The sequence below is a fragment of the Flagellimonas eckloniae genome (assembly GCF_001413955.1).
Taxonomy (GTDB): Bacteria; Bacteroidota; Bacteroidia; order Flavobacteriales; family Flavobacteriaceae; genus Flagellimonas; species Flagellimonas eckloniae.
Map to the genome: position 1 here is coordinate 2,956,825 of NZ_LCTZ01000002.1, position 19,657 is coordinate 2,976,481.

A 19,657-nucleotide genomic window follows, 5' to 3' on the forward strand; every position below is an offset into this window, starting at 1 on the left:
ATGATGTTAAAAAAACTATATTCCTCATTTATCATATTTGCGCTAACCGTGGGTGTTGGAGCTCAGGAATTAACCATTCCACAGCTATCCCAGTATATAGCGGACAATCCTTTTTTAATGTCTCCAACCTATGCTGGTATTGGGGATCATATAAAAGTTCGTTTGAACGGACTTACACAATGGGTAGGTATTGAGGATGCACCAGATACCCAAACCGTGGCGGCCGATGCCAGAATAGGAAATAGATCCGGTGTTGGAATGCTCATGTACAATGACAGCAATGGAGAAACCAAACAAAGGGGTGCGCGAATTTCTTTTGCGCATCATCTTACACTAAATAGGTATGATGATGTTTTTCTCTCTTTTGGTATTTCATACAATTTTAATCAGTTCAGAATTGATGTTGAAAATTTCACAGATAACAATGGTCAGCTTCCAACAGATGACAAATCCACAACTAACCACAATTTTGATTTAGGTTTTTTATATCGATACAATAAATTCTATATCACGTTAAATGCTTCTAATATTTTAAACAAGGATTTAACTCAATTTAATCCTGTTTTTGAGCCAAATACGTTGAGAAATTATTATGCCTATGCGGGTTATAGTATATCTAAAAGCAAAAACAGTAAATTGGAAATAGAACCCTCTGTATTTTTCCAGTGGTTTGAAAGTGATGGCCGTTCTGTTACCGATTTAAATGCAAAATTCCGTTTTCATAATTTTGAGGATTATTATTATGTTGGTCTTACCTATCGTTTTTTAAATGACCAAGTAGGAAAACCGCTTTACATAGCGCCCATTGCAGGTCTTAAAAAGAGTAATTTTTATTTTGGATATTCTTATCAGGTAATTACCAATGAAATTCTAGGATATAGTTCTGGAACTCATGTTCTTACAATAGGAATGGACCTCTTTCAGGGTATTAGCAATTGTCGGTGCATGTATTAATTTATCCATTTGACCTATTTTTGCCCACATAATTATCTGTAGTGGGGAAAATTCAAGTAAACAATATAAGGGTACATTCCAATCACGGTTGCCTTAAAGAAGAAATGTTAATTGGCAGTGATTATAGGGTTGACCTAGAAGTTCATGCGGATTTATCGATTCCAGCAGAATCCGACAAACTTGGCGATACTGTGGATTATGTTCATCTAAATAATATCGTAAAAGAAGAAATGGCTGTTCGTTCCAATCTTTTGGAACATGTTGCCAAGCGGATTCTAAATCGGATTTTCTTTGAAATTGCCCCTGTATCAGAAGCAGAAATAAAAGTTGCAAAAATTAACCCTCCAATAGGTGGTGATGTTGAAAGTGTAGCCGTTATTTTGCAAGACACAAGAGATAAATAAGGGTTTGGGCAAGCTAAAAAAAGTAGTACATTTGCACCACTAAAATGGCATCGTGGCCGAGTGGCTAGGCACAGCTCTGCAAAAGCTTGTACAGCGGTTCGAATCCGCTCGATGCCTCTTCAAAACCCAGCAAATTGCTGGGTTTTTTATTCACTTATACGTTCAATCCCGTCCTTAATATTGAACTTTTCCTTTGGTAAAAAACCTTTGGTTATCATTACAATTCCACAAACTATAATAACAACTCCCAATCCCTTTTTTATCAACACAATTCGTTCTTGTGTCAAATACCTTTTTAATTGTTTTGCCAGGATAATTTTTAACAGATCTGTTAAAAAGTAAACCATAATAACGGTGCTAAAAAAAACAACTATTCTATCTGGATTATTATTTAAGCTTGGTCCCACAATTACAATTAGACCCAGCCAAAAAGCCAATACCCCAATATTGATGAAATTCAATAAAAAACCTTTAATAGCAAGATTTAGATATGTGCCCGTTGATGCTTTTACATTTGCTTTTTTAGATTCCTTTTTTACAAAAATCACAATACCATAAATAAGCAAAATCATTCCCCCAAAAACAAAAAGTCCAGGTTGGTTGCTCAGGTTTTCTAGCAATTGAAAACTACTGAAATATGCTATTACCAAAAAGACAATATCCGCAATAATAACCCCAATATCAAAAACCACTCCTGCCCTAAAACCTTTTATTGCACTTGTTTCCAATAGCACAAAAAAGACTGGACCTATCATAAAACTCAATAGGAACCCTAAAGGAATGGCCGCTTGAATATCATCTATCATTGTTTTATTCCATACGTTTTACTTTTCCACCAAAAACGGCCTTTTCATCCATTTTTTGTGGGTTGCCATATACCAAAACTTCACCTCCCGCTTTTACATTTGCCTTTACATAATCTGTAGCATAAATTTCCGCATTTCCACCAGCATTTACTGAAACCGTTGTGAATTTGGTTTTAAACTCTTTACCATCATAGATACCACCTGTGTTTATAATTACATCTTGATTATCTGAAAATCCTTTTGTAATTATTTCCCCACCCGTTACAGATTTTACAAGTAATTGCTCCGTTTGGCATGTTAATGTCAACTCTCCACCTTCTTGTGCTTTTAGCTCTAAAACATCTTGTATAATTGGTTCTTCTGATACTATTCTAGCATCTTCATTAACATCTATTACCTTAATTTCTTCTGTATGGTATAGGTCTATGAATGTTCGATAACCACTGAAAATTTTATCAATTTCCATTCGGAACTTTAACACACCAGAGTTATTTACAACCGCAACTTTCTTTGTGTTCGCCCCAGTTATGACCGCCTTGTTCACATCTGATTTGATAAGATTGATGGAAAGTCCATCAAACCCCTTTAATTCTGTAAACCCTTCAAGTTGATGTGTAATATTTTCTTCCTGGGAAAATAAACCCTGGAATGAGAGAAATATTAAAAAAAGTTTAATTGTTCTCATTGTTTACAAATTGATTGTCAATATGATAACAAACTTTATTCCAAAAAAGTATTATTCTTTTTTACCAATCAACGAAAAGTCTAAATGTCGTTTTACCAAATCAGTATTCTTTACCATTACATAAACTTCATCACCTAATTGATACATTCTTTTTGAACGTTCACCAATAATGGCAAACTGTCTATCATCAAATACATAATAATCGTCTTTTATATCACGGATCCTAACCATTCCCTCACATTTATTTTCAACAATCTCAACGTAAATACCCCATTCCGTAACTCCTGAAATCACCCCTAAAAACTCAGATTCTTTATGGTCTTCCATGAATTTTATCTGCATATACTTAATAGAATCACGCTCTGCACTTGACGCTAATATTTCCATATTTGAAGAATGTTTGCATTTTTCCTCATACACGGGTTCCTTTACCTGTTTTCCTCCATCCAAATAATGCTGTAACAGCCTGTGTACCATTACATCTGGATATCTTCTAATGGGTGAGGTAAAATGGGTATAATATTCAAAACCCAAACCATAATGACCAATATTTTCAGTTGTATATGTGGCCTTGCTCATACTACGAATGGTAAGCGTGTCTACCAAGTTCTGTTCTTTCTTTCCTTTTACATCTTGCAAAAGTTTGTTCAAAGAACTGTTCAAACTCTTTTTGTCCCTTACATTAATACTATGTCCGAACCTAGAAATAACTCCATTTAAAGCCATTATTTTTTCTTCATCTGGCTCATCATGAACACGGTAAACAAAGGTCTTTTTTTGTTTACCAATAAATTCTGCTACCTTTTTATTTGCTAGCAACATAAACTCTTCAATAAGTTTATTGGCATCCTTTGCTTCCTTAAAATAAACGCTTTCAGGTTCATTATTTTCAGTAAGGTTGAATCTAACTTCGATTTTATCAAAAGAAATAGCTCCATCATCCATGCGTTTTTCACGCATAATTTTAGCAAGCTTATCCAAAGTCAATGTTGCCTCAACTACCTCTTTTGAAACTGTATAACCCGTTTCTCTAATTGAAATATCTTCAGGAATCTCCGCTTGTTTCGTTTCAATAATATGTTGTGCTTCTTCGTAGGCAAAACGCTCATTTGAATTTATAGCTGTTCTACCAAACCATTGATCAATGATATTGGCTCCGGTATCCATCTCAAAAATGGCTGAAAACGTATATTTTTCCTCATTTGGTCTTAATGAACAGGCATTGTTTGATAAAACCTCTGGAAGCATAGGTACAACCCGATCAACCAAGTAAACCGAGGTTGCTCTTTCATAAGCTTCTTCTTCCAATATAGTATTTGGTTGTAAATAGTGTGATACATCTGCAATATGAATTCCAATTTCAAAATTTCCATTTTCTAATTTTTGAAAGGAAAGTGCATCATCAAAATCTTTTGCATCCTTAGGATCAATTGTAAAAGTGAGTACATCGCGCATATCTCTCCTTTTCGCAATCTCAGACTCTTTTATCGAAGTATCCAAAGTTTGGGCAAATTGCTCCACCTCATATGGAAATTCATAAGGCAACCCATATTCTGCTAATATGGAATGTATTTCAGTATTATGCTCTCCAGGTTTTCCAAGTACTTGTGATACCTCTCCATAAGGTGAATCTGCATCTTTTGGCCAATCACCTAAGTCTACCAAAACCTTATCCCCATCTTCAGCTTTTTTAAGCTTATCCATCGGAATGAAAATATCTGTGTACATTCTCGAATCAGATGGCCGTACAAAAGCAAAGGTTTTTTGCTTGTCAACAATACCTACATAAGCCGTTTTCTTACGTTCCAAAACTTTAGATATCTCACCTTCGGATTTCTTACCTTTTCTTCTTGGTTTTAGAAAAACTTCAACTGTATCGCCGTGAAATGCCCTATTCAATCGGTTATTTGGAACGAATATGTCATCATCAAGTTCATCCACTAAAATATAGGCGTTTCCACTTGAGGTTAAATCTACTTTTCCAGTAAAATACGTATGTAAGGATGGTTTCTTTTTATACTTTCCCCGGCCTTCCTCAATTATTCTATCGCTCGCTTTTAGTTGGCCCAAACGTTTTATGAGTTCATTACGATCTTGAGTATCCGTAATTCCAAGTTTTGAACTTATTTGTTTGTAATTGAAACTTTTAGATGGTTCTTTTTCCAGTACTGTAAAAATGCCTTTTGTTATCTCATTCTTGCGTTGACTTCTTGTCCTTTTCTTTTTCTTTGACATTTATAAAATATAATTTTTTGAAAAGTACAAATTATAATCCTAGACAATGGAAAGAAGAGAAAACTAATCCTTAACATGAAGTTATTTTATGAACAATCATTAACAATACTAATTTTCTTTTATTTAAAATTTATAAAAATGGTGATTATGATTGTATGTTGAAATGTGGCATAAATTATTTAAAGAAAAGTTGCTCTGAACAGATAAAATAGTTTGTTCACAACCTTTCATTTTTTAAAAAATATAGAAATCAAATAGTTATAATTTTTATGAACGATATTTGATAAGTGTTTTCAACATGAAATTATTGAAAATTAAAAGTATTTTTAATGTTAACTAAACACATATTTTGTTTTTAAACTGTTGATTAATTTTTGACAGAATACAAGCTCGTAATTGGATAATAATGATTAATGAAATTATTTTAAATAAAATCAAAATTTATTTTTAGGAAAACAATAAACAAAACAGCATATATCACAAATGCTTGATATATAGTAAAATGGATAGATTTAGTACTATTTGTCAACAAACACCCATTAAAAGAATTGTACCTTTGTATAGTACCCCCATTAAATCATAAACTATGAAAATAGCTATAGGTAACGACCATGCAGGAACCGATTATAAGTTAGCAATTATTGGCTTATTAAAGTCCAAAGGCATTGAGGTTATAAATTACGGAACTGATGGCACTGATAGTGTTGACTATCCAGATTTTGCACATCCTGTTGCAAAAGATGTTGAAGAAGGAACAGTTGACCTTGGCATTGTTATTTGCGGTAGTGGAAACGGAGCAAGTATGACCATAAACAAACATCAAAAGGTTAGGGGAGCTCTTTGTTGGACGAAGGAAATTACTGCTTTGGCAAGAGAGCATAATGATGCCAATGTTTTAAGTCTTCCTGCTAGATTTATTGCGCTGCAACAAGCTTTGGAAATGGTGGAAACTTTTTTGAACACTGAATTTGAAGGGGGTCGCCACGAAAGAAGAGTTGAAAAAATAGCTTGCAGATAGCATAAATTAAACTACATGGGGCATCACCACCATGGTCACTCACATACACATGACGATTTAAAAGGGAGAAACCTTTTAATATCAATTCTTCTTAATATTGCCATTACGATTTCTCAAGTAATAGGTGGAATCATCTCTGGAAGCCTTGCCCTATTATCAGATGCGCTTCATAATTTTAGCGATGTACTTTCCTTAATAATAAGTTATATAGCTACCCTTCTTGGAAAAAGGAAGGCGTCCAGCCATAAAACATTTGGATATAAAAGAGCGGAAATTATGGCTGCGTTTGTAAATGCGGCCACCTTGGTTGTTGTTGCGGTTATTCTTATGATTGAAGCTGTGGAAAGATTGCTTGAACCACAAGAAATAGAGTCTAATCTAGTAATCTGGTTATCTTTAATAGGTATAGCGGCAAATGGTTTTAGCGTGCTTTTATTGAAAAAGAATTCCGAAGAAAACATGAACATGAAATCCGCATATCTACATTTATTGACCGATATGATGGCGTCTGTTGCAGTCCTTATAGGTGGGCTTTTAATGAAGTTTTTTCAGCTGTACTGGGTAGATGCGCTGTTGACAATGGCCATTGGGGTATATCTGATTTATATGGGATATGATTTATTGAAGGAATCCACAAAAGTGTTGATGTTGTTCACCCCAAAATCTATAGTCGTGAAAGAAATAGTGGAATCCATATGTACAATTGAACCAGTTAAAAATGTACACCACGTACATATCTGGCAATTAAATGAAGAGGAAATACATTTAGAGGCACATATTGATTTCAAAGAGGATATCAAACTTTCTGAGTTTGACGCAATATTGGAACAAATAGAGGAACATGTCTATCATAAACATGGAATTAACCATGTGAACATTCAGCCAGAATTTGATAAATGTGACTCAAAAAACGTAATTGTACAGGATTGATGGATGTAATGGTAAAAACATTTGAAGAATTATCCAATTTGGAGCTTTACCAAATACTGAGATTACGGAGTGAGGTATTTGTGGTAGAACAGGACTGCGTGTACCAGGATTTGGATAATAAAGATCAGAAAGCAATACATGTTTTAGGTGTTAAAAACAACAATGTGGTTGCATATACAAGAATTTTCAAGCCCGGCGATTATTTTGATAATGCCAGTATAGGTAGGGTAGTGGTGGAGAAAAATGAACGAAAATATGGTTATGGAAAAGAAATTATGACCGCATCCCTCAAAGAAATAGGCAAGAGCTTCCCAGCAACTCCAATAGAACTTTCTGCACAGATATACCTTATAAAATTTTATGTCGCTTTGGGCTTTTCCTCTATTGGAGAGGAATATTTAGAGGATGGCATTCCACACATTCGTATGGTCAAGGAATAAATAAGCTCACACAAACTTTTTTGCAACACCTATTTCGATTAAAAAATCTAATTTTAAAATTAGATTCAAGGGCTTTTCCACTTTATTCTTTCTAGAGAAAAAAAGATACCCTTCACGTCTTGTATCGAGCTTGTTGAGCTCAAATTTTCCATGAAAATCGTTATGTAGTATCGCTATTTCTTTTAGTTTTTCCTTTGATAACCCTATAGATTCTAAATAGTGAACAAGCATTTTTCTGTTTACAAAAGTGATGTTGCAAGAGGTAAATTTGTTTTCGTCGTCAGCATAAATACTAGTGACCAACGAATAGAAATGAGTCTTTTTAGTTGAATCAAATAACCACCCTTGTTTTTTTGATCCGCCTTTGTCATAGAAAAGTTCAAAAGCAAAAGTTGGAAGACGCTCATTAATATAATCCAACTGTGCTTTTTCATCAACATAAAAAGAAACACCCGTTTTTCTATGCTTGAAAACAAGGTCTATACCCTGCATTTGTTCCCTATAATTTGAAACCCGTTCAAAATGGTACCTATTTAAGTTTTTAGCATAGTAGTTGTCCAATAGGGAGTGAAGCTTTTTTTCTTTGGACAGATCTGACGCAAAATTACTTTTCAAGGGATTTTAATTTTTGGAACAGGGCGGCACCAATTTTTTCCACTACACCTACCACTAAGGCATTTCCCATAAAAAACGCACGCTTGGCATCAGATATCCCATCAAGCTTGGTGTGGTTGTCTGGAAACATATTTAATCGTTCCAACTCCAGGGGCGAGAGCCTTCTAAGTCCTTTTTTAGTTTGGACCACATGTTTAAATCTGGAAGGGGACTTGCCTCCCTCACCAGTTATAATTGTTCTTGAAGGTTGATTTAAAGCATCTGGGAATACCATGCTTCCCTCGCTATACTTATATTCAAAGCCAGCACTGGTCTTTCTTACTTCTTTTTTTGCTCCTTTTAGATATTCCCATTTGGGCAAATCTGTATCCGGAATAAAAAGTTCGGCAGCAGCCGTTCCATTTTCCAAAACATCAGAAAGAATAATCCTATCCTCGCCATAAGATGGGGTTGTTTTTAAGGTCGATACTTTTCCATCAATAAAGATACCTGAGTTAAAAAATGGAGAAAGCTTTTCATCAACATTAAAAGAATTTGACAAGGAAACAAGGTCGTCTTCCAATACAAAAGAAGAACATTCCTTTGATGAGTTCTCAACAGGAAAAGATGATGAAATCACCCCTTTTTGCAAAAGCCATTGCTTTGCTGAGGTCTTTTTAAGCGTTTTGTAAAGGGTTGAGGATTTGTGATATCCCAAGAAAAAAACCCGCCTTCGGCGTTGAGGCATTCCATAATCCGCGGCATTGATAATCCGCCATTCCACAGCATAGCCCAAATCGTCCAAACTTTTGAGCATCAATGCAAAATCCCGACCTCTTTGGGAAGATGGAGACTTAAGCAAACGATCTACATTTTCTAAAAAAAGGTATTTGGGCTTTTTCTTTTTTTCTGAGAGTATACGGTGGATGGACCACCAAAGCACCCCCTTTTTTCCAATAAGCCCCTTAGAATTTTTTAGGGTTGTGGCAACAGAATAATCTTGACAGGGAAACCCCCCAACTAAAATGTCATGATCAGGAATTTCAGCTGTGGATACATTTTCTATGTTGATGTTGGAATGATTATTCCCACCAAATCGGGCCTCGTAAACCATGGAAGCATGTTGGGTTTTTGTGGAAGGCTCCCATTGATTACTCCAAACCACCTTAAAATGACCGGTGTTCTCTAAACCAAGTCTAAAACCACCAACCCCTGCAAAAAGTTCGCATACTTTAAGTTGTTGCATCTTCAAAAATAGAACTTAAAGCGATATCGTGATAAAAATTTTTCTACCCTAGCTGTGTCATTTCATGAAGAGAAAACTCCTCAACAGCACCTTCGGTGGCTTTCAAATATTCGGCCAAATGAGGATTATTCATATGTTTCTGCCCTAGTGTGTCTATTAGCTTTAGCAATTCTTTTTTACCAATGCTTCATATCCTTCTTTTGCCAATATTGTAGCGACTATTGTTAATTGATTTGTCTTTTTTTGAATGTTAGATTGTTTTTATTACTTGATTCAGCGCTCTTCTTGATTTTGGTTTTTTGCTGGGTTGATTGAAATCATTCTCATCTTTATAACCAATGGCAACAGCCATAAGAGTACTATAGCTTTTTTGATTTAAAATCATATCATAATTTTCAGGTTCAACACCTTCCATAGGAGTGGAATCGATTCCCATTTCCGCACAAGCACTTAAAAACATGCCCAAGGCCAAATAGACTTGTCGGTCAAACCAAGCCATGATTTGTTCTTCGGCATTTGGTTTTATAAATTCTTTATAATAATCAACAGCCCCTTTAGGCAAACCTTCTTCTATCTGTTGCTCAAACAAAGAGATGTCATTAATTCTGCTAAAAACTACAACAGTATTACAATCAAGCACCTTGTTTGTATTTAACCAAGACACTTTAGAAAGCCGTTCTTTGGTTTCCCTATCGGAAACAAAGGTAAATTTCCAAGGCTGGCTATTAATTGATGAAGGACTTAAACGTAGAATCTCCTTCAATTCTTCAATTTTTTTTGTTTCAATTTTTTTAGAACTATCATACTTCTTGGCAGTATAACGGTTTTGCATAGATTTTATAAAGCTCATAATTTCACTATAATTAGTATAGTTGCAAAACTAAGTATAGTAATTTATCTTTGCAATAGCGGTCGTAAAGGATAGTACTATTTTTAAAAGCCCATCGATTTTATGTATGAATTTAAGGGAAAAGAATATCCGTGTTGCACAAGTCTTACCATGGGAATTATTGGAGGAAAATGGAAAACGGTTATTCTATTTCATTTGATAAAGGGAACTCTTCGATATAATCAATTGAGAAAAGAAATGCCAACGGTTACTGAGCGAACCCTAAGCCTTCAACTAAAAACCCTGGAACATGATGGAATAATCCAAAGAAAGGTATATACCTCTAAACCACCTTTAAGGGTTGAATATTCCTTAACGAAATTTGGACAAACGCTCATCCCTGTTTTAAGTGCCATAGCTGACTGGGGGGATTTTGTGCTTCAGGATCAAGCCAAACACAATCAATGAGGATGTCTCATTAAATTATGTGGATGTGCCCCAGGAGGAGTTCCTTTAGGCCCTTTTTGTGTAAAGACACCTTTTAAACATCTTCCCATATAGGGATATTCATCAGTCACAAAATAAACATATTCACCATTTAATTCTGTTCCGTTACACTCGTCCAGTTCACCCAAGCCTTCAATATATGTCCAGTCAGACACAAAAGTTCCATCTGGACTAGTATCTTTCAATTCTTTTTTTATGGTTGTTTTTGGGTTGGTATAGGAACAGACCTCACCAGTTCTGGACCCATCCGATAATTTAAAACTTGGTTTGTATTTTCCGCTTTTGGAATAATAGATTGGAAATCCATCATGCGCAAATCCCACTAAAATGATATCGTCCCTTTCTCTACTATATAAAGTTTCAATTAAACCAACCGGGACACCATGATAATGATAAGCTCCGGTGGGCTGCACATGTGCATTGTTAAAATCCAAACCTAAATCAACCAATTCCTGAAACGCTTCAATTCTATACACCTCACCAGTTTCGCAAACAAACCTTTCTGCTGTTTCTGGCTCAAATTTTACTCCGTTCAAAGCAACACCAGGTTCTCTTGCCCATCTAGATTCACCAGAGAAAACAGGATTTAATGGGAATTCATAAGACAGATTTTGGGCTGAAATTGTATTGGGGTTTCCTTTATTTGGAAAAGTGCCTGTACTATGGTTAGGCAAACCGTTGGTCTTCATTATACGAGAATCAGCTTGTATGGCTACCGTTGTTTTTGTTCCAAATTTATCACTCACGAGTTCGTATGCTTTCAAAAAATGTGTTGTCGAAGCATTTCCTTGCGGCTTTGAAGGAGTTTTTGATGTAGAGCTTCCACACCCAAACAGAAGTAATGCCAAGACAGCCAGTGAAGTATTTTTAGTTGTCATATTTATCATTTTAAAAGATTAGACAACTTTTTGCGGCATATCTTGTGTATAATTAATGGAATTTTATTGGGAATCATCAACCAAGCTTATATGGGTGCAGTAGCTATAGCCATCTTTTCTGGAAAGTCCGCGTTTACTTTGCGGCCCAAAACACCAAATCATACATAACACAATTTCATTTTTTCAATATAAGAAAAACCTTGTGTGGTTATATCGTGCTATTATGTGGAGATAAATATACTTGGTGAATAATTCAAATTGTTAAAATGTATGCTAAAAGTTTGTTATAAATTTTGAGCTTATTCTTCTTATATTCAGATATTTATAGATTATCCAATTTCCTCCAATAGCTTATTGACAAACGAATATTTGTTTTTCCGAATTATCATTAAATGCTTCTTCTTCAAAACTTCCAAACTTATTAATAATATTAAAACCATTCCATTCCAGGTATGAATCTAATTCTTGAGGAAAAAACAGTCTCATATCTAAATTTTGAATTGAATCAAACTCACCGTTTATATAATAATGCCATTCTATACGATTAATTTGAGTTTTGTTTTCATATCGCATTATCTGTTTTATCAACACGTCTCGTCCATCTTTGGTGGTATAGTGAGCAATTTCTTTTTGCTCTTTCTCTGCGCCAACAATAAATTGAATATTGGGATTAAAGCAATCCAATAGAAATAAACCACTTTCTTTGAGATGCTGTTTAACAGCTTTAAATGCCTTAAATACATCTTCATTATTATATAAATGATGGATTGAGTTAAATGGAATAAAAATAAGATCGTATTTTTTAGGCAAATTTAAAGTTCGAATATCTGCCTCAATAAACTCAATTTCTAATCCTGCTTCGGAAGCTTTTGCTTTTGCTTGTTCTAGCATTGAAGAAGTGTAGTCTACTCCACAAATATCATATCCATCATTTGCAATTGGAAGCGTAAGTCTGCCCGTGCCACAACAAAGCTCAAGTATGCGGGCACTCTTATTTTTTGGAAGCCATCGCTTGTAAAATTGCAAATCATTTAGATGTGTATTCATTCCATCATAAACATTTGCATCATAAATCAAATCACCAACTTTATAACTGCCATCCATTTTATCCTTCAAAATCTGTCATTTAATTATTGCTTATTTCAAATCTGTATAGACTCTTTTCACAATTTCAATTATCCATAACGGTTTTTGTTCGTTCGGATTTCCCCTATGGACGAATATAAGATTTAACCCTGTTTATTTAACAAAGAGGTTTAAAATGCCGGACAAATCAGTACTGTTGTCATTAACAACGCGGAAGTTGTTGTAATAACGATCACCTATTGGATGAAACCTTTCTGCTTGTTTGGCCTCGGACCAGCCCGCCTTTAATGATTCTAATGCATTGGAATTAGTTTCATGCAGGTTGAAAAACAAATCAGAAATCTCTTTTTTATCCGATTTTGAAAGTTTATTATTTAGTAGAACAGGACCTAATGGAATTTCTTCTGAAAGCCAGAGCACTCTAGCTGATGTAAGAAAGGTAGAATCCTTTTGAATCTGTTTGAAGTACTCATTGCTCCCAATTGAACAAATATCGGATTCACCTTCCATAAACTTCTCGAAAGTTGAGGTGTGATTACCGCCGTATATTACTTTTTTGAATTGATTTTCTGGAGATTTAATCCCAAGTGAACTTAACAATAATCTAGGTACAAGATTACCAGAAGTAGATCCTTCACTCACGAACATCATGGAAAGGTTATTGGTTTTGACCTCCAAAGCATTTAAATCAGTGACACTATCATTGTTACTCAGTACAACCGTCTTGTAATTATCAACAGCATCTTCACGTACTTTTAGAGTAGCGATTGGATGCATATTCTGGTTGTCCAGCGAAAGAAGTAAGTAGCCTAAGGTGTTTATCAATCCAATATCTACTTGGTCGGATTTTATTCCATCAAGAAAGGATGCCACATCAGGGTAACTCTTGATATGGATCGGTCTTTTGAGAAGGGTTTCCAGGTCTTTTGCGACCGGTCTTAAGTTATCTATTCGATTATTTGTGGAATAAGTATAAGTGGCCAATGTAAGTGGCTTTTTAGCATTTTCACATCCAATTTGGGTTAAACCAATCAAGATTATACTAAAAAGGGTGAATATTTTTTTCTTCATTTTTCTTCGTTGTAATTATAATGGTGGCTAACCTTTCCCATATAACCTTTAGATACAGGTTAACATGCGTTAATTTTAGATTTAGAAAAGACTCTAGTAATTTTGAGCGGATTCGGACTTAGTAGAATCCGCTGTAATTGCGGTTATATGTTTTTGTAGGGCTTTATTAGGATCAATTTAATGGTCTTTAGAATTATTGAATTGCCATAACACATTGACTAATTGCCATTTATTATTCAGTTTTACTATATGCATATAATCAATCCAGTCGTCCGCAATAAGTTTCACAGAAGCAGTTTTGTCATAAATATCAAGTATAATGACCTCCTTTTTGGGGTTTTCCGGAAATTTGTCTCCATCTTGATTATATGTTTCGGCAAGTAAAACCATAGCATCTGTAAAGGTTTCTCTTAAATACTCCTTTCCCGTTTTTTTGTTTGTCCAAAAAGTCCTTTTTACCATTCTCGGGTGAGCTGCACCCTCAAACTGTTCAGGTTTCACGTTATGTTGGGATTCAATATAATCTAAAGCAACTTGTTTAATGTCTAAAGAATCCTGTGATGTTTGTCCCTGAGCATAAAAAGTCAAAAGGGAAAATGTTAGGATAAAAGTTTGTTTCATAACTAATTTGTGAATTCTAGATTTTTTAAATGTGCCACATTGATAAGTGAAGTTCGGTAAAAATCCATCCTCAATTTATAGATTTAACATATGATTTGGAAGGTGAGGGTCAGCTGCCAGAAAATCTATATTTTAATCCTAAGCCTTATCACTATTTTTAACGAAATTTTACTGCCTGTATGGATAATGAAACTTTTTTTCGATTGAAGGCTTTTTTTTCACAGGTTCCCTTGGATAAAGAAGAAGAACATCATTTCAAATCGTTGTGGTCCGTAAAGACGTTTAATCAATACGACCTGATTACGGAGGCAGGCAACATTGAGCGCTACTTTTACTTTGTTTTGGATGGAGTGCAGGCCATCTATATTTTAAATGAAAAGGGAGAAAAAGTGGTGCTGGGTTTTTCGTATTCGGGAAGTCCGTCTGGTGTTTTTGACTCCTTCATATCAAAACAACCCTCATCTACCTTTTTGGAAGCATTAAAGCCTTCAAAGCTGTTGGGCATTACATTTAAGGATTATCAATCACTTTTTTCAATATATCCTGATTTTAATGTTTGGGGGCATCAGTTTTTTCAGCAAATATTATTTGGCCGTTTGCACAGAGAGGTAGAGTTATTGACACTTTCCGCAGAACAACGCTATATAACGTTTATGCAACGATGCCCTGAGGAATTAAAGGTGATTCCGCAAAAGTATTTAGCCTCTTACCTTAATATGAAACCAGAGACATTTAGTCGCTTAAGGACTAAGAATTAGATTTTTAAAGCTGGGAATCCTATTTAGGAAAATTAAGGAGAAACAAATACACAAGGATATGGAGCACAAATGGAAAATCATCTTTTTAGCGTAAAATGCGACTTAAAGCTTTTTCTAGTTGCATTCTCTGTGTAGTTTACTAAAAACCAATAATCGTTGGAGGGAAGAGGGCCATTAATGTGCAATCCGTCCCACCCCGAAGCATAAGGGTCAATTTGTGCTAAAAGCGCGCCATATCTATCGAAAATAAATAGTTCTGCCTCCATAGACACATTTAATCCCTCAATATTCCATGTCTCGTTAACGTTATCTCCATTTGGCGTAAAGAATGAAGGATAAAAAACGATGTCCACTGTCTCGGACAATGGGTTTCCACAGCCATTTTTATCTCGAACACTAATGGTGTGGGTGCCACTTGGGACCTCCTCAAAGATAGCTTCATCTTGCCAAAAACCTTCATCCAATTGGTATTCATAATCGCCCAGTCCTCCTTCGGCATTTACCTCAATGGTTGCAAACCGATTGGAGAATAAGGGCGTGTCCCTATTTATTTCAATAGTTTCTGGTTCTGAAGAAACCCTGACGTTCAAGATATTTTCTACGGGCTCACAAGGCAAATTATCATAAAACCCATAGGTGTAATCTCCAGAGACAAAGGTGGAAGGGTCAAAAACACCATCAAAAACAATTCCATCTGGGTCCATCCAAACCCCTCCAGTGTCCGGTGTTCCCAGTAGCTGTGAAAACAAATTCAAAGGATTACTTTCCAAACAAACAATAATTTCGTTGCTGTTTCCTGAATTCTTGGGCGTAACAACCTCAGTTATCTCTAAATCAACATCAATTATGGCACATCCCGTATCTAAATAATAATTGTATACCCCCAGAACATCGGAAGCAGGGTCAAAAAACCCCGAATGCGTAGCTCCGCTAGGAGCAGTCCAAGCTCCACCGGGGTCCGGATTTCCTTGTATTTGTTCAAATAAATCTGTCAGGACCAAATCGCATACTTTAGTCTCTGAATCTTTTGGAATAGAACCAAAACCAGAGTAATAGCCCCCAAAACCAGCACTTCCATTAAACCCAAATAGACCTACGGCAAGAGGTTGTGTGGATGCTATGGAAACATTACCACTGTATCCGTCCAACCTGTACGTAACCCAATCCATGGTTCCAGAAACATTTTCAGGACTCTCGGAAATGTTGTTTCCGTTAACTGTTAATTCGGCATCTGTTCTAGTTGTGACGATGATATCCCCCTCATAAGTGGTGTTTCCAATCCTATCCACTTCGGGTATTAAATCCACTTCTTTTTGGAAAAAACAACTAAGCGGTGGTATAAAATTCATTCCCACGGTTGCCTCATTCCCATCTCCGGCCAAAAATTGATATACATATACATTTTTTGAAGAAGTGATGTACATGTTTCTATGGGAAGTTCCTCGGTAATTGCCATTGGGAATCAATATATAATCCCCAGCATTTTGTAACGTAGTGTAAAGTGCTCCATTTATAAAAACTTCGGTATTTGCCTCCGTTGCCATGACCATTGGTCTCTCTGTAGTACTGTTTCCGTTTCCCTCTATAACCACATATTCATCGCCAACATCTTCTACGGGCACAATTTGGTCAATGGTATAATCTCTAGATTGCCCCTGAAAACCTGCCAATCCGTTTCCTGTGTTAACGACTATAGGTTTGTCTGATGTAACCAAAGCTCCAATGAAACCATCATAATTGGCCGGATTAGTTGTGTATCCGGAAACAGCATAACTTTCTCCCTCATTTAGAATTATATCTATAGTGTTTCCCAACGGGGAATTTGGCCCTTCAAAAACAACATTGTTGTTGTAGTCGGAAATAGAAATTACCGTATTGTCCTCCGTTGCCATGATACCAACAAAAAAGTTTTTATCCTCGACTTCTGAACTTTGTGGTAAACTGCCAAGCCTAAAGGAGGTCCCTAGGGCTGCTTCTCCTTTTGTGGTGAGATATCCGGCCTGTGCCGGCGATCGCACACGAAAACTTGCATAAAATTCCTCGCTTCCCGAAAGCACAATCCCTTTGGATTCCAAAGGTGTATTTAACTCGGAATCGGAGGTGAAAATAGGAGATGGTTTATTGGCGCCAATTAAAATACTCGTGGGTATTCCCGCTGAAATAGTCCTAGAAATTACGGTATTGCCATACCGTAAAGTAACTTCAAAAGGAGTTTCTGATGGAGTAGACAAATACACATAATGATCTTCTACGTCCTCTGAGGAACGACTATGGATTGGAGGAAGCCAGTGCTTGTTTCCCAATTGGGAATATGCTTCTATGCTGGAAAAAGCCAGCACTACATATATACATATTCTAAAAAAGGCCATCTTATAAATGATCACCTCTAAAAATAGGAGAGATCTTCAACATTAAAAATGTTTATCGACTATTTACAACAAAACACCTCTGAATAATTAAAAATCAATGCTTAAAAACAATTATTTCTCCTAATTTTCCAAGTTTTGTAAAACAGCACGTTTTAATTCTGGCAACACCTCTTCATTGAACCACTGGTTTTTGCTCAACCAAAATCGATTTCTAGGCGAAGGATGCGGTACTACAAAATATTCAGGTGTGTAGTTGTCATAATTTCGAACTGTCTCGGTCAAATTTCTTTCCATCTTGTCCCCCAAATAATAGCGTTGGGAATATTGTCCGATTAAAATGGTCAATGCTATGTTCGGCATTTTTTCCAGAAGGGATTTGTGCCATTGAGGCGCGCATTCTGGTCGTGGCGGCAGATCGCCTGATTTTCCTTTTCCGGGATAACAAAACCCCATGGGCATCTGGGCAATCTTTGTTTCATCATAGAAGATTTCATCGGTAACACCCATCCATTTCCTGAGCTGTTTGCCGCTTTGGTCATCCCAAGGTATTCCGGTTTTGTGCACCTTGGTTCCTGGCGCGTGCCCAATAATTAGGATTCTGGCTTCGGGATGCCCAGCAACTATAGGCCTTGGACCTAAAGGAAGGTGTGCTTTGCACACTTCACAATTTCTAATGTCAGAAAGTAGTTTTTGCATTATTTCTTGCCGTCAACTACAATTACAAACTCTCCTTTTGGAGGCTTGTCCGTAAAATGTTGAAATACTTCAGTTGTGGTTCCTCTGATGGTTTCTTCATACATTTTGGTCAATTCACGGGAAACAGAAATGGGTCTATCCGCTCCAAAATACTCGACAAATTGAGTCAAAGTTTTGATTAATTTATGAGGCGATTCGTAGAAGACCAATGTTCGTGTTTCTTCAGCAAGTTGCTGCAATCTTGTTTGACGGCCTTTTTTAATAGGGAGAAATCCCTCAAAAACAAATCTGTCATTTGGAAGTCCACTATTCACCAAAGCTGGCACAAAAGCAGTGGCTCCGGGCAAACATTCTACTTCAATATTATTTTGCACACAGGCTCGCGTCAATAAAAATCCTGGATCAGAAATTGCTGGAGTGCCTGCATCAGAAATCAAGGCTAACGTAGCCCCTCCCTTCAATTTTTGTACGGTGGCATCCAGCTGTTTGTGTTCATTGTGCATGTGATGGCTTTGCAAAGGGGTGGCTATGTCAAAATGCTTGAGCAATTTTCCACTGGTGCGGGTATCTTCAGCCAAAATCAAGTCAACCTCCTTTAAAACCTTGATGGCTCGTAAGGTGATATCCTCTAAATTTCCAATTGGTGTTGGAACCAAATACAGCTTTCCCATAGGCCAAAGTTAAGGCCTTACTTGCTTTTTTTGTGGAAAAGAAATAAAAAAGCTGACTGGGACTAGTGTGCGAACCTGCGCTCAATCAATGCCATAAAACGGCTTTCATAGTCTTCCTTGCCTTCCCAATTACTGTACTCAGGCTTAACCATATTCGTGATAAAGGCAATGGAACGCTCCTCGGTATCAATGGTGTTTAATTGTGAAAGCACCCTGTTGTAATCATTTGTATTGTTGTTGAACAAGTGCTTTACAAAAGCCAATCTGTCATTTAGACCCACCTGAAAATCTTTTACAAAGGTATCGTTGAGTGATTTTGACTTGCCGCCCTCTACATTTCTATTTTTTCCTTCCCCCGAAAAGTATTCCATATCATTTTTTGCAACTTCCGGTTTTGCCACAAATTCTGTAAATACATTTTCTACTTCCATCTCTGTGGGCATTTCAGAAACCATGTCCCTTATAGTGTCCATTCCTGGAATCATAATGTCTTCCTCGTGAGGGTTGCTTTCCGGCACTGTAGTATTTCCACTTAAGACTGCATTTGCCATTTTTTCAAAACGTGAGGCAATTACATTTTTAGAAACATCGACTTCAACGTCGTTCAACTTCTCATCTATAAATTTAAGAACGGCTAATTTCTCATATATTTCCTTTGCCTTATCATAAAGCCCAACCAATTCCTTATCTTCTCTTGTGGTGATAATGTCTGTAGATAATTTTATCAACTCCTCCCTTAATTTCCGTATCATAAGCTATTAATCTTTACTATAAAAATATAACCATTTTAATAATCCCCCTTAGAACAAAAGGTTAAATTTTATTCTAAACTCAGGGCATATTTTTTTAGTAGTTTTGT

The 19,657-nt window shown here is 36.1% G+C and carries 21 protein-coding genes and 1 tRNA gene; 8 read left to right on the top strand and 14 right to left on the bottom strand.

Annotation, left to right across the window (positions count from 1 at the left end; translation table 11 throughout):
• Positions 1-3 precede the first annotated feature (3 nt).
• From AAY42_RS12665 to AAY42_RS12675, 3 genes are all read left to right on the top strand, one after another.
• Positions 4-954 carry a PorP/SprF family type IX secretion system membrane protein gene (locus tag AAY42_RS12665; protein WP_055397924.1) on the top strand — a complete coding sequence of 317 codons (951 nt, stop codon included), beginning with the start codon at positions 4-6 and terminating at the stop codon, positions 952-954.
• A gap of 41 nt (positions 955-995) precedes the next feature.
• A complete protein-coding gene (gene folB, locus AAY42_RS12670) occupies positions 996-1,358 on the top strand; it encodes a dihydroneopterin aldolase (RefSeq protein WP_055395772.1) in 363 nt (120 codons plus the stop codon).
• Between the two features lie 46 nt (positions 1,359-1,404).
• Positions 1,405-1,475: transfer RNA gene (locus AAY42_RS12675), tRNA-Cys, on the top strand.
• A gap of 29 nt (positions 1,476-1,504) precedes the next feature.
• Here AAY42_RS12675 and AAY42_RS12680 read toward each other — a convergent pair.
• From AAY42_RS12680 to rnr, 3 genes are read right to left on the bottom strand one after another with little or no spacing between them, the layout of a single operon-like run.
• Positions 1,505-2,164 carry a LysE family translocator gene (locus AAY42_RS12680; protein ID WP_055395774.1) on the bottom strand — a complete coding sequence of 220 codons (660 nt, stop codon included), beginning with the start codon at positions 2,162-2,164 and terminating at the stop codon, positions 1,505-1,507.
• Between the two features lie 4 nt (positions 2,165-2,168).
• Positions 2,169-2,849, bottom strand: coding sequence for a head GIN domain-containing protein (locus tag AAY42_RS12685; protein WP_055395776.1), 681 nt, complete (start codon positions 2,847-2,849; stop codon positions 2,169-2,171).
• 51 nt (positions 2,850-2,900) lie between these two features.
• Positions 2,901-5,084: a ribonuclease R gene (gene rnr / locus AAY42_RS12690; protein ID WP_055395778.1), complete on the bottom strand. Its 2,184-nt coding sequence runs from the start codon at positions 5,082-5,084 to the stop codon at positions 2,901-2,903.
• A 586-nt stretch (positions 5,085-5,670) separates the two neighbouring features.
• Here rnr and rpiB point away from each other — a divergent pair.
• From rpiB to AAY42_RS12705, 3 genes are read left to right on the top strand one after another with little or no spacing between them, the layout of a single operon-like run.
• The gene (gene rpiB, locus AAY42_RS12695) at positions 5,671-6,102 is read left to right on the top strand and encodes a ribose 5-phosphate isomerase B (protein ID WP_055395780.1); all 432 of its coding nucleotides are present in this window, start codon (positions 5,671-5,673) and stop codon (positions 6,100-6,102) included.
• 15 nt (positions 6,103-6,117) lie between these two features.
• Complete coding sequence (locus tag AAY42_RS12700) at positions 6,118-7,032, top strand: cation diffusion facilitator family transporter (RefSeq protein WP_055395782.1); 915 nt, start codon at positions 6,118-6,120, stop codon at positions 7,030-7,032.
• On the top strand, positions 7,032-7,472 hold the full coding sequence (locus AAY42_RS12705; RefSeq protein ID WP_055395784.1) for a GNAT family N-acetyltransferase: 441 nt from the start codon (positions 7,032-7,034) through the stop codon (positions 7,470-7,472). Before AAY42_RS12700 ends, AAY42_RS12705 begins: the two co-directional genes overlap by 1 nt.
• A 6-nt stretch (positions 7,473-7,478) precedes the next feature.
• Here AAY42_RS12705 and AAY42_RS12710 read toward each other — a convergent pair whose 3' ends face one another.
• The 3 genes from AAY42_RS12710 to AAY42_RS12720 form a co-directional block, all read right to left on the bottom strand.
• Positions 7,479-8,087: a hypothetical protein gene (locus AAY42_RS12710; protein ID WP_055395786.1), complete on the bottom strand. Its 609-nt coding sequence runs from the start codon at positions 8,085-8,087 to the stop codon at positions 7,479-7,481.
• A complete protein-coding gene (gene dcm / locus AAY42_RS12715; RefSeq protein ID WP_055395790.1) occupies positions 8,077-9,312 on the bottom strand; it encodes a DNA (cytosine-5-)-methyltransferase in 1,236 nt (411 codons plus the stop codon). The genes AAY42_RS12710 and dcm overlap by 11 nt, the downstream gene beginning before the upstream one ends.
• A gap of 250 nt (positions 9,313-9,562) precedes the next feature.
• On the bottom strand, positions 9,563-10,162 hold the full coding sequence (locus AAY42_RS12720; protein WP_055395793.1) for a nitroreductase family protein: 600 nt from the start codon (positions 10,160-10,162) through the stop codon (positions 9,563-9,565).
• A gap of 102 nt (positions 10,163-10,264) precedes the next feature.
• On the opposite strand from AAY42_RS12720, the gene AAY42_RS12725 reads away from it, so the two are divergent.
• Entirely contained in the window at positions 10,265-10,609 is a 345-nt protein-coding gene (locus AAY42_RS12725; RefSeq protein ID WP_055395795.1) for a winged helix-turn-helix transcriptional regulator, read from the top strand.
• On the opposite strand, the gene AAY42_RS12730 is transcribed toward AAY42_RS12725, so the two are convergent.
• From AAY42_RS12730 to AAY42_RS12745, 4 genes are all read right to left on the bottom strand, one after another.
• The gene (locus AAY42_RS12730; RefSeq protein WP_175288767.1) at positions 10,603-11,526 is read right to left on the bottom strand and encodes a YHYH protein; all 924 of its coding nucleotides are present in this window, start codon (positions 11,524-11,526) and stop codon (positions 10,603-10,605) included. The two genes, AAY42_RS12725 and AAY42_RS12730, sit on opposite strands and share 7 nt — an antisense overlap.
• Positions 11,527-11,877: 351 nt before the next feature.
• Positions 11,878-12,642, bottom strand: coding sequence for a class I SAM-dependent methyltransferase (locus AAY42_RS12735; RefSeq protein ID WP_245625618.1), 765 nt, complete (start codon positions 12,640-12,642; stop codon positions 11,878-11,880).
• A gap of 123 nt (positions 12,643-12,765) precedes the next feature.
• Positions 12,766-13,683, bottom strand: a complete 918-nt coding sequence (locus AAY42_RS12740; RefSeq protein ID WP_055395801.1) for a phosphate/phosphite/phosphonate ABC transporter substrate-binding protein — start codon at positions 13,681-13,683, stop codon at positions 12,766-12,768.
• Positions 13,684-13,860: 177 nt separating this feature from the next.
• Positions 13,861-14,304: a nuclear transport factor 2 family protein gene (locus AAY42_RS12745; RefSeq protein WP_055395803.1), complete on the bottom strand. Its 444-nt coding sequence runs from the start codon at positions 14,302-14,304 to the stop codon at positions 13,861-13,863.
• 179 nt (positions 14,305-14,483) lie between these two features.
• On the opposite strand from AAY42_RS12745, the gene AAY42_RS12750 reads away from it, so the two are divergent.
• Positions 14,484-15,062: a Crp/Fnr family transcriptional regulator gene (locus tag AAY42_RS12750; RefSeq protein ID WP_055395805.1), complete on the top strand. Its 579-nt coding sequence runs from the start codon at positions 14,484-14,486 to the stop codon at positions 15,060-15,062.
• Between the two features lie 77 nt (positions 15,063-15,139).
• On the opposite strand, the gene AAY42_RS12755 is transcribed toward AAY42_RS12750, so the two are convergent.
• The 4 genes from AAY42_RS12755 to AAY42_RS12770 form a co-directional block, all read right to left on the bottom strand.
• The gene (locus tag AAY42_RS12755; RefSeq protein WP_055395807.1) at positions 15,140-17,431 is read right to left on the bottom strand and encodes a T9SS type B sorting domain-containing protein; all 2,292 of its coding nucleotides are present in this window, start codon (positions 17,429-17,431) and stop codon (positions 15,140-15,142) included.
• Between the two features lie 120 nt (positions 17,432-17,551).
• Positions 17,552-18,127 (bottom strand): uracil-DNA glycosylase family protein, encoded by a 576-nt coding sequence (locus tag AAY42_RS12760; RefSeq protein WP_055395809.1) that lies wholly within the window; start codon positions 18,125-18,127, stop codon positions 17,552-17,554.
• Positions 18,127-18,798 (bottom strand): 16S rRNA (cytidine(1402)-2'-O)-methyltransferase, encoded by a 672-nt coding sequence (rsmI, locus tag AAY42_RS12765; RefSeq protein WP_055395811.1) that lies wholly within the window; start codon positions 18,796-18,798, stop codon positions 18,127-18,129. Before rsmI ends, AAY42_RS12760 begins: the two co-directional genes overlap by 1 nt.
• A 62-nt stretch (positions 18,799-18,860) precedes the next feature.
• Positions 18,861-19,550 (bottom strand): hypothetical protein, encoded by a 690-nt coding sequence (locus AAY42_RS12770; RefSeq protein ID WP_055395813.1) that lies wholly within the window; start codon positions 19,548-19,550, stop codon positions 18,861-18,863.
• Positions 19,551-19,657: the final 107 nt, after the last annotated feature.

Bases quoted from the DNA above. Each gene is read 5' to 3' on its own strand.
- AAY42_RS12770 (WP_055395813.1), bottom strand. From the start codon at position 19,550: ATGATACGGAAATTAAGGGAGGAGTTGATAAAATTATCTACAGACATT.
- AAY42_RS12725 (WP_055395795.1), top strand. From the start codon at position 10,265: ATGTATGAATTTAAGGGAAAAGAATATCCGTGTTGCACAAGTCTTACC.
- AAY42_RS12755 (WP_055395807.1), bottom strand. From the start codon at position 17,431: ATGGCCTTTTTTAGAATATGTATATATGTAGTGCTGGCTTTTTCCAGC.
- AAY42_RS12700 (WP_055395782.1), top strand. From the start codon at position 6,118: ATGGGGCATCACCACCATGGTCACTCACATACACATGACGATTTAAAA.
- AAY42_RS12720 (WP_055395793.1), bottom strand. From the start codon at position 10,162: ATGAGCTTTATAAAATCTATGCAAAACCGTTATACTGCCAAGAAGTAT.
- AAY42_RS12740 (WP_055395801.1), bottom strand. From the start codon at position 13,683: ATGAAGAAAAAAATATTCACCCTTTTTAGTATAATCTTGATTGGTTTA.
- AAY42_RS12665 (WP_055397924.1), top strand. From the start codon at position 4: ATGTTAAAAAAACTATATTCCTCATTTATCATATTTGCGCTAACCGTG.
- dcm (WP_055395790.1), bottom strand. From the start codon at position 9,312: ATGCAACAACTTAAAGTATGCGAACTTTTTGCAGGGGTTGGTGGTTTT.
- AAY42_RS12750 (WP_055395805.1), top strand. From the start codon at position 14,484: ATGGATAATGAAACTTTTTTTCGATTGAAGGCTTTTTTTTCACAGGTT.
- rnr (WP_055395778.1), bottom strand. From the start codon at position 5,084: ATGTCAAAGAAAAAGAAAAGGACAAGAAGTCAACGCAAGAATGAGATA.
- AAY42_RS12760 (WP_055395809.1), bottom strand. From the start codon at position 18,127: ATGCAAAAACTACTTTCTGACATTAGAAATTGTGAAGTGTGCAAAGCA.
- AAY42_RS12705 (WP_055395784.1), top strand. From the start codon at position 7,032: ATGGATGTAATGGTAAAAACATTTGAAGAATTATCCAATTTGGAGCTT.
- AAY42_RS12730 (WP_175288767.1), bottom strand. From the start codon at position 11,526: ATGACAACTAAAAATACTTCACTGGCTGTCTTGGCATTACTTCTGTTT.
- rpiB (WP_055395780.1), top strand. From the start codon at position 5,671: ATGAAAATAGCTATAGGTAACGACCATGCAGGAACCGATTATAAGTTA.
- rsmI (WP_055395811.1), bottom strand. From the start codon at position 18,798: ATGGGAAAGCTGTATTTGGTTCCAACACCAATTGGAAATTTAGAGGAT.
- AAY42_RS12680 (WP_055395774.1), bottom strand. From the start codon at position 2,164: ATGATAGATGATATTCAAGCGGCCATTCCTTTAGGGTTCCTATTGAGT.
- AAY42_RS12685 (WP_055395776.1), bottom strand. From the start codon at position 2,849: ATGAGAACAATTAAACTTTTTTTAATATTTCTCTCATTCCAGGGTTTA.
- AAY42_RS12745 (WP_055395803.1), bottom strand. From the start codon at position 14,304: ATGAAACAAACTTTTATCCTAACATTTTCCCTTTTGACTTTTTATGCT.